Source organism: Rhodococcus sp. NKCM2511 (assembly GCF_014905595.1).
In the GTDB taxonomy this organism is placed as follows: domain Bacteria; phylum Actinomycetota; class Actinomycetes; order Mycobacteriales; family Mycobacteriaceae; genus Rhodococcoides; species Rhodococcoides fascians.
Window position 1 is genome coordinate 3119840 of sequence record NZ_BNHJ02000001.1, and the last position, 13389, is coordinate 3133228.

Sequence of the window (13389 nt, forward strand, 5' to 3'; positions counted from 1 at the left end):
TCGATGAACGTCGTCAGTGCAAGGCCAGGTCACGCACGATGTGTGGCAGCGATTCGTGTCGGAGGAGATTGAAGCAAATGAGCCACACGTTCGATGATTTCATCGATGAGAACGGCCACATCACCATCGGTGAAGGGCAGACACTCGTCCGCCACGTCGAGGCGAATGTCGAAGAGAACGCCGACACGCTCGCGTACCGGTTCATGGACTACTCCCGGGAACGGGACGGTGAAGCGCACGAGTTGACCTGGTCACAGTTCGGCAAGCGGCTGCGCGCTGTCGCCGCCCGTCTGCAGCAGGTCACCGAGCCCGGTGACCGCGTGGCGATCCTCGCTCCCCAGGGCCTCGAGTACGTCATCGCGTTCTTCGGTGCGATCTACGCGGGCACCATCGCGGTGCCGTTGTTCGATCCCGACGAGCCCGGCCACACCGACCGCCTGCATGCCGTCCTCGGCGACTGCAAGCCCAGCGCGATCCTCACCGCCAGCAACTCGGCGGCGGGCGTTCGGGCGTTCTTCCGCGCGCTCCCCGCTGCCGAGCGGCCCCGCATCATCGCCGTCGACGCCGTTCCCGACAGCGTCGGCGAGACGTGGGTCGAGCCCAATGCAGGGTTGGACGACATCGCCTACCTGCAGTACACGTCCGGTTCGACGCGGACCCCGGCCGGCGTCGAGATCACGCACCGCGCGGTCGGCGTCAACGCGCTGCAGATGGTCGACAGCATGGAGATCAACTACGACTCGCGCGGCGTCACCTGGCTGCCGATGTTCCACGACATGGGTCTGCTCACCGTCATCCTCCCGGCCCTCGGTGGCAAATACATCACGATCATGAGCCCGCGCGCGTTCGTGCAGCGGCCGTGGCGCTGGATCAAGGAACTCGCCGCTGTCTCCGACGGAGCAGGCACGTTCGCCGCGGCACCGAACTTCGCGTTCGAGCACGCCGCCCAGCGCGGACTGCCCAAGAACGGTGAAAGTCTCGACCTGTCGAACGTCATCGGCCTGATCAACGGCAGCGAGCCCGTCACCACGTCGTCGATGAAGAAGTTCAACGAGGCCTTCGGGCCGTACGGTCTGCCGAAGTCCGCGATCAAGCCGTCGTACGGCATGGCCGAGGCGACGCTGTTCGTCTCGACGAGCAAGCACGCCGACGAGGCCAAGGTCGTCTACGTCGACCGTGTCGAGCTGAACGCAGGCAACTTCGTCGTCGTCGCACCCGACGCTCCCGGAGCCATCCCGCAGGTATCGACCGGAACCGTCGCCCGGAGTCAGTGGGCCGCGATCGTCGACTCCGAAACCGCCACCGAGGTGCCCGACGAACACGTCGGCGAGATCTGGCTGCACGGCGAGAACATCGGCAAGGGCTACTGGGGTCGCGAGACCGAGACCAGCGAAACCTTCCACAACAAGCTCGTCCACCGCGTCGCCGACGGTTCGCACGCCACCGGGGCCCCCGAGGGCGCCAACTGGATGCGCACCGGAGACTTCGGCGTCTATCACGACGGCGAGCTCTACATCACCGGCCGCGTGAAGGATCTCGTCATCGTCGACGGCCGCAATCACTACCCCCAGGACATCGAGTTCTCGGCGCAGGAAGCAAGCAAGGCTCTGCGGCCGGGCTTCGTGGCGGCGTTCGCGGTGCCGCTCAACCAGCTGCCCGACGTCGTGTTCGAGTTCAGTGGTGCCGCGTTGACCAAGGATTCGGACGACAGCTCCGAGCAGCTTGTCATCGTTGCCGAGCGCGCTCCCGGCTCGGGCAAGGCAGACCCGGCTCCGATCGCCGACGAGGTGCGCACCGCAGTCTCGGCGCGGCACGGCGTCACGGTCCGCGACGTCCTGCTCGTCCCGGCCGGTTCCATCCCGCGTACGTCGAGCGGCAAGATCGCCCGACGCGCGTGCAAGGCCGCCTACATCGAGGGCACCCTGCGCGGCGGTTACCAGCAGACGGCATTCCCGGACGCCGAACTACCCGACTGATCTCTGGGCCTCCCGTTCCTTCGATACATAGTTTGGTGAGTAATGGCTGAACAAGAGACAGACAAGATTCAGAGTGCCGACGGGACGGACCTCACGGTCGCCCAACTGCGGGATTGGCTACGCAACTGGGTTGCGGACGCGACGGGTCAACCCGCGTCGGCCATCTCCGACGACCGTCCGATGGAGGAATTCGGTCTGTCCTCTCGCGATGCCGTCGCACTGAGCGGTGAGATCGAGGAGCTGGTGGGGGTCACGCTGACCGCGACCGTCGTCTACCAGCACCCCACCATCGCGTCTCTGGCCAAGATCATCATCGACGGCGAACCCGACGAGCCGGTGGGTACCGTCGACGACGCGTTCTACACCAGCGGCGTGCAGTCGGGCGACGCCCACGACATCGCGATCGTCGGACTGTCGTCGCGCTTCCCCGGCACCGGTCACACCCCCGAGGAGATGTGGTCGCTGCTCATCGAGGGCCGCGACGGCATCACCGACCTGCCCGAGGGCCGGTGGAAGGAATTCACCTCCGATCCCGTCATCGCCGCAGCCGTCGACGCGACGGTCACCAAGGGTGGCTACCTCGACGACGTCAAGACCTTCGACGCCGAGTTCTTCGCGATGTCGCCCAACGAGGTCGTCAACGTCGACCCGCAGCAGCGCCTCGCGCTGGAACTGACCTGGGAAGCGCTCGAGCACGCACACATCCCGGCCAGCTCGGTCAAGGGCAGCCAGGTCGGCGTCTTCATCGGTAGCTCCTCCAACGACTACCAGCTCATCGCCGTCAGCGACCCGGCCGTGCACCCCTACGCACTGACCGGCACCTCCACCGCCATCGTCGCCAACCGCGTGTCGTACTTCTACGACTTCCGCGGGCCGTCGATCGCCGTCGACACTGCCTGCTCGTCGTCCCTCGTGGCCGTCCACCAGGCAGTGCGCAGCCTGCGCACCGGCGAATCCGATCTCGCCGTCGCAGGCGGGGTCAACATGCTGCTCGCCCCGCCGATCACCGTCGGCTTCGGTCAGACCGGCGTCCTCGCTCCCGACGGCCGGATCAAGGCCTTCTCCTCCGACGCAAACGGCATGATTCGCTCCGAGGGCGGCGGACTCGTCGTGCTCAAGCGACTCGAGGACGCCGAGCGAGACGGCGATCAGGTGCTCGCCGTCATCGCCGGATCCGCCATCAACCAGGACGGCCGCTCCAACGGACTCCTCGCGCCGAACCCCGACGCGCAGGCCGACGCACTGCGATTCGCGTACCGCGACGCCGGCATCAACCCGTCGGGCGTGGACTACATCGAAGCGCACGGCACCGGAACCATTCTGGGTGACCCCATCGAGGCCGACGCGCTCGGCCGCGTGGTCGGTCGTGGCCGCGACGCGGACAAGCCGGCACTGCTCGGCTCGGCGAAGACCAACTTCGGACACCTCGAATCTGCCGCAGGCGCAGCAGGTTTGATCAAAGTCGTGCTGGCGATGCAGGAGAACAAACTCCCGGCGTCACTGAACTACGTGGGCCCCAACCCGTACATCGACTTCGACAAGGCGCACCTGAAGGTGATCCCGGAGGCCACCGACTGGCCGCGGTACACCGGCAAGGCCGTCGCCGGCATCTCCGGTTTCGGCTTCGGCGGCACCAACGCCCACGTCGTCGTACGAGAGTACGTACCGGGTGAGACCTCGGCCGAATTCGACCCCGCTGCCGTGGATCCCGAGGCCGCGGTGGTGGAGGGCGTCTACGAGGAGCAGCTCGACGCCGAGACGACCAGCCCGGTCGCCGAGGCCGAGACCATCCTGGCGGAGTCCGACAGTGCTCCGGACACAGTGATTCTCGCAGTGTCTGCGGCGTTGCCGTCGCGTCGTAAGCGCGCGGCGTCGGAACTGGCCGACTGGCTCGAGACCGAAGAGGGCAGTACGACGCCTCTCGTCGATGTCGGCCGCACGTTGGCCCGCAGGAACCACGGGCGTTCGCGCGCAGTGGTTCTCGCGTCCACCACGGCCGAGGCCATCGCCGGATTGCGCGCCATCGCGGCGGGCAAGCCCGGACCGGGCGTGTTCTCCGCGGACTCGCCCGCGTCCAACGGCGCAGTGTGGGTGTTCTCCGGATTCGGCTCGCAGCACCGCAAGATGGCATCGCGGCTGTACCGAACCAACGCCGTGTTCGCCGCCGAGGTGGACAAGGTGGACGAGCTGCTCGTCGACGAAGCCGGCTACTCCATCCGCGAGATCATCCTCGACGACTCGCAGACCTACGAGTTCGAGAACTCCCAGGTCGCCATCTTCGTCATCCAGATCGCCTTGGCCGCAACGCTTCGCGCACACGGTGCCGAGCCGTCGGCCGTGATCGGCCACTCGATGGGTGAGGTCGCCGCCGCGTACGTTGCCGGAGGCCTCAATCTCGAAGACGCCGTCCGCATCATCTACGCCCGCTCGCGGCTGCTGGCCGAGGGCCAGGACGGCCTCGGTGCCGCCTCGCAGGGTGCCATGGCGCTGGTGGAGTACACCCCCGACGAGGTCAAGACCCTCACCGATCAGTTCCCGAACGTGGAGCCCTGCGTGTACGCCGCGCCCACGCACACCACGGTCGGCGGACCCCGCGCCGAGGTCGAAGCCCTCGTCGAAAAGGCCGAAGCCGCAGGCAAAATGGCCCGTCTGCTCGACGTCAAGGGAGCAGGACACACCGCAGCAGTCGACGTACTGCTCGGTGAGCTCGCCGCCGAGCTCGCCGGAATCGAACCGAGCAAGCTCACCGCCGGGGTCTACTCCTCGGTCGATCGTGAGGCGCACTACCGCGTCGGACATGCGGCGATTCACGGCGTCGACTACTGGACCAAGGGAATGCGTCACCCGGTCTGGTTCACCCAGGCCGTCAATGTTGCTGTGGGAGACGGGCACACGACGTTCGTGGAGCTCGCCCCGAACCCCGTCGCGCTGATGTCGGTTGCCGCTACCGCGTGGGCTGCCGGCCTGGCCGACGCCACGTTGATTCCGACGCTCAAGCGCAAGGAAGACGAGGCCGACACGTTCCTCGCCGCGCTGGCGCAGCTGTACGTGCACGGTCATGCGCTGGAACTGGCGACGCTGTTCGAGTCGGGTCCGTACGCTGCAATCCCGCGAACTGCGTACTTGCGCAAGGAGTTCTGGCTCAACTCGCAGGTCAGCTCCAGTGGTAACTCTCGCGTTCCCGGTGCCCGGGTGGCGTTGCCCGACGGCCGCCACGTCTGGGAAGTTCAGGCCTCGGCCGTCTCGGGATTCGATGCGTTGGTCACCGCCGCTGCCTCGCAGGTGTTCTCCGATGTGGCTCTGGGTGCTTCGGTCTCGCATGCATCGGTGCCCGCGGGCGGCACGGTCGTCACCACATTGACCTCGCACCTCGGTGGGGCGTCGGTCCAGGTCCATGCACACGAGGGCTCGGCGTTCACCCTGCTGCACGAGGCTGTCGTCACCTCGGGTGACGCTCGGCCGGAACCCGTTGTGGCCGTTGAACAACGCTCGTCATCGCCGATGGAAGAGCTGCCCGAGGTCGTCGAGACGTTCGGCGACCGCTGGGATCCCAACGGCAATCAGAAGCTCGAAGATCGGTTGGCGATCATTGTCGCCGAGTCGATGGGCTACGCACCCGAGGACCTGCCTCCCGAGGTGCCTCTGATCGAACTGGGGCTCGATTCGCTCAGCGCCGTTCGGATCAAGAACCGCGTCGAGTACGAATTCGACATCCCCACAGTGCAATTGCAGGCCGTGCGTGATGCGAACCTGCGTGAGGTGGAGAAGTACCTGCGCTACGCGATCGAGAACCGCGACGAGGTGCAGGCGCTGGCAGACAAGCAGGCCGCCGAAAAGGCTGCCGAGCAGGCTGCCGAGAGTGGCGCGACTGCACGCGACGCAGCCCTGGAGACGGCCGTCGCCGCACCGGAGACCGCGGTGCCGAGTGCGGAATACCAACCCGCACCGGTGGTCGCAGCGCAGACCGACCTGGGCGGCAAGGAAGCGTTCGCCGAGGCCGCCGGATCCGATGTGCCCCCACGTGACAACGCCGAGCGGATGACGTTCGCGACGTGGGCAGTGGTGACGAAGGAATCGGCCAAGGGCATCTTCAACACCCTGCCGATCCTCGACGACGAGACGGCCGAGAAGTTGGCCGCTCGCCTGACCGAGCGGGCCGGCGGCGAGATCACCTTCGACGACGTACTGGACTCGGAGACCATCGAGCAGCTCGCCGACAAGGTACGCCCGCACCTCGAGGACGGCGAGATCGACGGTGTCGTGCGCAATCTTCGGGCCCGTCCCGAGGGCTCCACGGCCACACCGGTATTCGCGTTCCACTCGGCCGGTAGCTCCACCGTCGCCTACGAGCCGTTGCTGCGGAAGTTGCCGGCAGGCACGCCCATGTACGGCCTCGAGCGCGTCGAAGGACCCATTGCCAAGCGCGCCGCGGAGTACGTGCCGTTGATCAAGGCGATCCAGCCCGAGGGACCGTACGTGTTCGTCGGATGGTCGCTCGGCGGCATCCTCGCCTACGAGGTGGCGCGTCAGATGGAAGAGGAAGGCATCGAGGTCGCCTACGTGGGGCTGCTCGATACGGTCATGCCCGGCACCAAGATCCCCGACACCAAGGACGAAGTCCGCAAGCGGTGGGAGCGGTACGCGGCGTTCGCGAAGAAGACGTACAACGTCGACTACCCGATCCCGTACGACAAGTTGGTCGACTCCGACGACGAGGGCCAGATCCGGATCATCACCGATCTCGTCAAGCTCAGTGGAGCAAAGATTCCCGGCGGCATCATCGAGCATCAGCGGACGTCGTGGCTCGACAATCGGGCTATCCAGACAGCCGAGCTCAAGGAGTACGGCGGGCACGTCACGCTGTACCTCGCCGACAAGTACCACGACGACGCGATCGCCCTCGAGCCCGCATACGCCACCCGCGAAGAGCACGGTGGTTGGGGACCGGTGGTCAAGGACCTCGAGATCGTCTACGTCGGAGGCGACCACCTCGCGGTCGTCGACGAGCCGTACATTGGAAAAATTGCGGCCCATCTGTCGAAGACGCTCGAGAACATCGAGTCTGCAAGAACCGGAGCGTAGATTTTGAGTGGCACCACTGCGGAGAAGCTGGCCGAGCTACGGGCGAGGCTGGAACTGGCCAAGGAACCGGCCGGCGAGATCGGCATCGCCAAGCGCGCAAAGAAGGGCATACCCAGCGCCCGAGATCGCGTGAACTCGCTGCTCGACCCCGGCAGTTTCGTCGAGATCGGCGCGCTGGTGAAGGCCCCGAACGATCCGGGTGCGCTCTACAGCGACGGCGTCGTCACCGGGCACGGAACCGTCGACGGCCGTCCGATCGCAGTGTTCTCGCACGATCAGACAGTGTTCGGCGGAACCGTCGGCGAGATGTTCGGCCGCAAGGTCGCCGGCATCATGGACTTCGCGATCAAGATGGGCTGCCCGGTCGTCGGCATCAACGACTCCGGTGGAGCTCGCGTGCAGGACGCCGTCACCTCCCTCGCGTGGTACGCCGAACTGGGTCGACGCCACGAGGCGCTCTCCGGCCTGTGCCCGCAGATCTCGCTGATCCTCGGTAAATGCGCCGGTGGCGCGGTGTACGCACCGATCAACACCGACATCGTCGTCGCCACCGAAGAGGCGTACATGTTCGTCACCGGGCCGGACGTCATCAAGTCCGTCACCGGCGAGGACGTCAGCCTCGACGAACTCGGCAGTGCCCGCGTCCAGGCCATCAACGGCAACGTGCACCACGTCGCTGCCGACGAGAAGGCCGCATTCGACTGGATTCGGAACTACCTGAGCTACCTGCCGTCGAGCTGCCAGGAAGAGGCACCGGTGATCAACCCGGGACTCGAGCCGGAGATCACCGAATCCGATCGCACGCTCGACTCGTTCATGCCCGACGCCGACAACGCCGGTTACGACATGCACGACATCATCCTGCGCATCTTCGACGACGGCGAGTTCCACGAGCTCGCCGCCCAGACTGCACAGAACGTCATCACCGGCTTCGCCCGCGTCGACGGTCGGCCGGTGGGAATCGTCGCCAATCAGCCGATGCACCTGTCCGGGGCACTCGACGCCAAGGCAGCGGACAAATGTGCGCGGTTCATCCGCCTCAGCGATGCCTACAACATTCCGATCATCTTCCTCGTCGACACACCCGGCTTCCTGCCCGGCGTTGACCAGGAAACCCTCGGCGTCATCCATCGCGGTGGCCGCTTCATCTTCTCGTTCGTCGAAGCGACGGTGCCGAAACTGACTGTCGTCATTCGTAAGTCGTACGGCGGCGGATACGCGGTGATGGGCTCGAAGCAGCTCGGATCCGATATCAACCTCGCCTGGCCCACTGCCCGCATCGCCGTCATGGGTGCCGAAGGCGCCATCAATATCATGAGTCGCAAGCAACTCGCCGAGGCAGGCGAAAATGCTCCGGCGCTGCGCAAACAGCTCATCAACTTCTACAACGAGCATGTCGCAACGCCGTGGATCGCCGCCGAGCGTGGCTACATCGACGCCGTCATCGAGCCCTCGCAGACGCGCCTCGAAATTCGCAAGGCCCTGCACATCCTGAAAGACAAGGAAGTGCACAAGAGTCCGCGTAAGCACTCTTTGCTCCCGATCTAGCCAAGCGCGCCGGTCCTGCGTCGGGGTCGCTTCGCTCCCTTTTGGGATCAATGTGGGTTTCAGTCGCTCTGACTGCAACAAAGCCGCATTCATTCGTCTGTCTCCCCGAGCCAGAAGCGAATGAATGTGGCTTTGTTGCAGTTGGAGTGCTTGCAAGAGACATTCATCCGGTCGACGTCGCGCTCTGTCGAAGAACGAGGTTCGGACGGGGCCGCGCCAGAGCCTGTTGATAGCCGGCCCGAAGATCCGCGAGCACGCGCTGGGGGTCGTCCCGGATGTCCTGCGGCAGATGTGACACCACGATCGCGCCGTGGCGTTGCAGGAGAGCTCGGCGAGCCATCGTGTTCGCATGATCGATCGGCGAGAGGTGATGAGCGAGGGAGTCGATCTCCCACCCGAAGCAGACTGTGTCGAGGAAGCCGTCGGGGCTACCGAGGAATGTACCGTCCGAGGTGAACAGCCGGGCATTGTGAATCATTGGTGGGAGTCCGCTCGATCGGTAGAGCCGTTGAGCGTCCGCCTCGGCGACGGAGTGAGCGTTTCCTTCCAGATCCCTGATCGCCAACCGTGTCGATGCGCTGTAGCGTCTCGGCCCCTCCGCCAATTCGATTGCCAGCTCTTCGAGTGATGCCGCACCCCGTCTGATGATCTCCGCAATCAGAGCCGTGCACTGAGATCGTCCGCGTAGTGCGCGGGTCGCGTCGACGACACTCCGGGATACCGGAGCGCAGCGCGGACCGTGGTCGAACACGGCTTCGGGCATGCGCCAGGTGCGTTCGGATCGGACGAATTTGACGGATGCTCGCTGCATCTCGTTCGGGACGAGAATGTGAACTTCATTCGACGGTGGATTCGGCCCCAAGCCATGCACACTCAATGCCGCGTTCCCAGTGAGGATGCTGTGTGGACCGCCGTACGCCAGGGCAGCAGCCATTCGCTGTCGGTGAGATGGGAAGCCGTTGTGCAGCAGCACCACCCCTGGCAGCAAGTGCTGCCAGGGTCCGCCGGCTGCGCATCGGCCGGCTACCGTCCCGTCCGCGACACCGGCCGAGCGAAGCTGTGCCCTTGTCACGACGCCGTGATCGGCGACGTCCTCGAGCATTGATAGGTCTGTGGCCCAAACTCCCCGTTTCATGCCTCGACTGTCGAGCGCGACACTGACACTTCGACGTCGAAAACGGCCGTTCAGGGGTTCCCTGTGGATGGTCGACGAGGTTGTGCACAAATGTCTCGAGGGCGTGTCTTGTCCACCGAAAACTGTCGGGGGTCGGTGGTAAGCCCCCGATCCATCGATCGTGCGCCAAACCCCGCTCCATCGGCCGTACGCCAACCCCCGTCCGCATGAATGCGGGATTCAGTCAGTCAGAGTGCAACAAAGGGACATTGATCCCAAAAGGGAGCGGGCGACACCACGCGGAGGGCGGATGGGCGGGGCGGGCGAGGCCGGGTGGACTATTTCTCGAAGACTCGCAGCTTTCCGTCTTCGTAGAATCCCGATCGCGTGGTTTCTCCGGTTTGCAGGTCGGCGGGCACGGCGTTGGGGTAGTACTGCTCGTAGCGCTCGAGTGAGCCCCAGTCCCTGGCCCAGTCGTTTTTGAGGTAGGTGGGGACGGCGACTGGTTTGGCGAGTAGTTCGGACCATCCGAGCGGTCCGCCGTTCTCGCCGGATTGCCAGGTGTCGGTGGAGCTGACGGCCAGTGGGCGGTCGGGGAGGATGCGGTAGCCCGGTACCTCGGCGACGCCGAAGCGGTGGTCGAACGGCCGTTGGCACGGGAACTGGAGTCCGACAGCCCAGTCGAGCAGAACGGGCTGCTCACTGCCGATCATGGTGTTCAGATTCTCCATCACCGGTACTCGCGGCGGGGTGAATGCGAGCCACTGGTCGCCGGTGAGGTTGGGGTCGTTGGCGACGATGCGGACGGCGTCGGCGTCGGGTGCGATGTCTGCCAACGGAACTCGCAGGTTGCGCCACGAGGGTGCGGGTCCGATGTCCCGAGGTAGGTAGGTGCCCTGCGCCTGGACGCTTCCGTCGGGCTGACGCTTGCCGTATTCGAGCAGCAACGACTGGCCGTAGGTGAGGGCACCGGTGTCGTCGTAGGACCAGATACGTCCGGCTGCGGAGAACACGACGAGTGGTGCGTCGTCGCTGCGGGCGGGTAGCTGGTACCAGCTCGAGGTGGCCTCGGCCGGTTCCTGGATTCCTTCTTGGTAGGAGCCGAGGACAGGTGTGGTGGCGGGGTCGAGTCCGAAGGGCAGGGCGGCGGTGGAGCCGTTGACGCCCAGTGCGCCGGTGCCTCCTGCTGTGCCCGAGCTCTGGCCTTCCTCGAAGGCGGGGCCGACGGCTTGTTGGTCGGTATTGCCCTGTCCTGGTTTGACTTCCACGGCGTCGGCGCTGAGGTCGCTGGGGATTCCGTTGGCGGTGAAGTTGCGCAGGGTGTCGCTGGCTCCGCCGAGGGGGCCTGCGACGGGATCGAATTCACCTGGGAGGGGGCTCAGTACATCAGCGTTGGGATCGGCTTCGACGAGCACGTCGTTGGCGAGTCCGCAAGAATTGCCCAGTACCGATTGCACATTGGAGCGCGCGAGCGAGTAGGCGGGATATTGGGAGACGGCACCCTTGACGAGGGAGAGGACCTCGAACAGGACCATGATTCCGGCGATGACGGTCAGTGGTGCGGCAGCGAACTTGCGAATGCGTCTACCGCGGGCCGACGTCGGTTTCGGTTGTGGCGGTGCGTATCCCTCACGTAGGTATTGGAATGCCGCGACGGCGAGAACCAGTCCGAAGAGGACGAGGAACAGCGAGCCGGATTCGTTGCCGCCGAGCGAGACCGTCTTGTCGAACCACGGCACGCCGTAGCTCGAGACGTACCAGTAGCCGTTGATTCCCGAGAACGACAGTGCGAGAACGAACATCAGGCCGGCCGTGAACAGGGATCGGTTTCGGCGTGAGCGCAGTGCACTGGCCGACACGGCTACTGCGGTCAGTGCGGCGAGCCCACCGGCGATTCCGGCGTAGGAACCGAAGTGGTGAGTCCACTTGGTGGGGTTGAACATCATGAAGAAGATGGTTCCGAGGACGACGCCGAGCAGTCGCCAGGCAGGCCCGTTCGCGATGCCGGGAATGCGCCGGCGGCGCAGGAGCACGAACAGCGTGGTGAACAGGCACAGGAGCATCGCGAGGAACGCGAAGCGGCGGGCCACGGAACCGTCGACGGTCTGGACGAAGAGGTAGTAGTACCGCAGGAAGTCTTGGTACCAGGCCTCGTTGGGGCCGATGATGGTGCGCACTCGGGTGGATTCGATGACCGTCGCGAAGGTCTGGTCGGCGAACACGACGACGAGGACGAGGACTCCGGCAGCGGCCAACGGTGCCAGCATGGCGAGGGTGCCGACCTGCCGGTGGCGTCGGACCACGATGCGAGCGATGGGCCGGGCTCCGGCGAGAAGCGCTGCCACACACATCAATCCGGTGGGTGCGGCGGCCAGGGTGAAGGCACCGATGAGGCAGGCGGCTGCGGCGGGGAGCAGTCTACCGGTGGCGATGGAGCGTTCGATCGAGCACCAGGTCAGCAATGCGCCGAGGGCGACGATCGGCTCGGGACGCAGTCCGTTGTTGTACGGGAGCCAGAAGGCGAGGAACACCAATCCGCCGGTCCACAACGCCACGTTCGATTTGCGCACCGCGCGTCCGAGTCGCGGCACCACCTCGCGGCTGATCACCATCCAGCACAGGACTCCGGCGATCAGGGCGGGCAAGCGCATCCACGGGCTTGCGGTCGAGATCTTGGCGAAGACGGCCAGGACGTCGTAGTACCAGCCGAACGGTGCCTCGGGGACGCCGAACCAGCGGAAGTAGTTGGCCATGTAGCCGGAATGTTCGGCCGCGCGGGCCATGGTGAGCAGGTAGCCGTCGTCGGAGGTGTTTGCTCCGACGAAGTGCCAGCCGACGAGGACTCCGAGAACCGTGACGTCGACGCCCGTGAACTTCCACCAGTGCGACGGGAAGAAGCGGCGGTGCGCGCGGCGATCGGTTCCGTCGAGCCGTGCGAGCGCGCCCATGGCCAGCAACGTGCAGGCGATCGCCAGCACCATGATCAACGACTTCAGGATGGTCGGAGTCGACGAGAAGCGGGAGTCGACGTCGACGGTGACCGACATGTCGGCCGGGGCCGCGCCACTGAGATCACTGAAGATGCCGACGACCTGCGGACGGAGGTCGCCGTCGAGCCGACCCTGGACGGGTTGGCCGCTCTCGTCGGTCAGTCCGGTGAAGGCTGCGGAGGTGTACTGGTCGTTCGAGGTGATCTCGATGGCGGCGCAGCGTGTGCTCTGGACGTCGGCGCGCGGTGCCGTCGCGACGACGACGTTGCGGTCGAGGACATCGACGTTCGACTCGCCGACGCGCACGAACAAGCTGTTGAGGGCGGCACCCTCACCTTGCGGGGGTGCGGTCGCCAGCAACAGCCCGCCCGACGCGGGTAGTGCGGCCACAGCAGAGCACGGGAGGGTTGCGGACAGTCGCAGGGGTGCCTGGGACACCAGTGGGGCGTCCACGTCCTGTAGGAGGCCGTTCTGCGGCCACTCGATACTCGCGGTGGTCTGCGTGACGGGTGCGAACGGAGTGATCAGTGCGAACAGCACGCCGAGTATGCCGGCCACCATCGCGATCAGCCGGGGAATCCGTACCTGAGCACGAAGTTCGTCCGAGGCTCCGAGCGGAGCGGGGACGGGGGGACCAGCTGATGAATCTGTCACGACGTCGGGCACGATTGTCGATGTT

At 65.7% G+C, this 13389-nt stretch carries 5 protein-coding genes; 3 read left to right on the forward strand and 2 right to left on the reverse strand.

The annotated features are described in order from the left end of the window. Nucleotides 1-77: 77 nt before the first annotated feature. Genes fadD32 through JLZ96_RS14635 form a run of 3 tightly spaced genes read left to right on the forward strand, consistent with a single transcriptional unit; the run spans nt 78 to nt 8606 of the window. A complete protein-coding gene (gene fadD32, locus JLZ96_RS14625; RefSeq protein WP_032382997.1) occupies nt 78-1976 on the forward strand; it encodes a long-chain-fatty-acid--AMP ligase FadD32 in 1899 nt (632 codons plus the stop codon). A 42-nt stretch (nt 1977-2018) separates the two neighbouring features. Next, nucleotides 2019-7058: a polyketide synthase Pks13 gene (pks13, locus tag JLZ96_RS14630; protein ID WP_201010443.1), complete on the forward strand. Its 5040-nt coding sequence runs from the start codon at nt 2019-2021 to the stop codon at nt 7056-7058. A gap of 3 nt (nt 7059-7061) precedes the next feature. Further along, on the forward strand, nt 7062-8606 hold the full coding sequence (locus JLZ96_RS14635) for an acyl-CoA carboxylase subunit beta (protein WP_094716760.1): 1545 nt from the start codon (nt 7062-7064) through the stop codon (nt 8604-8606). A gap of 163 nt (nt 8607-8769) precedes the next feature. Here the strand turns inward: JLZ96_RS14635 and JLZ96_RS14640 are convergent, their stop codons facing one another. Further along, entirely contained in the window at nt 8770-9741 is a 972-nt protein-coding gene (locus JLZ96_RS14640) for a hypothetical protein (protein WP_201010444.1), read from the reverse strand. Between the two features lie 317 nt (nt 9742-10058). Beyond that, nucleotides 10059-13376 carry an arabinosyltransferase domain-containing protein gene (locus JLZ96_RS14645; protein ID WP_094716762.1) on the reverse strand — a complete coding sequence of 1106 codons (3318 nt, stop codon included), beginning with the start codon at nt 13374-13376 and terminating at the stop codon, nt 10059-10061. Between the last annotated feature and the right edge of the window lie 13 nt (nt 13377-13389).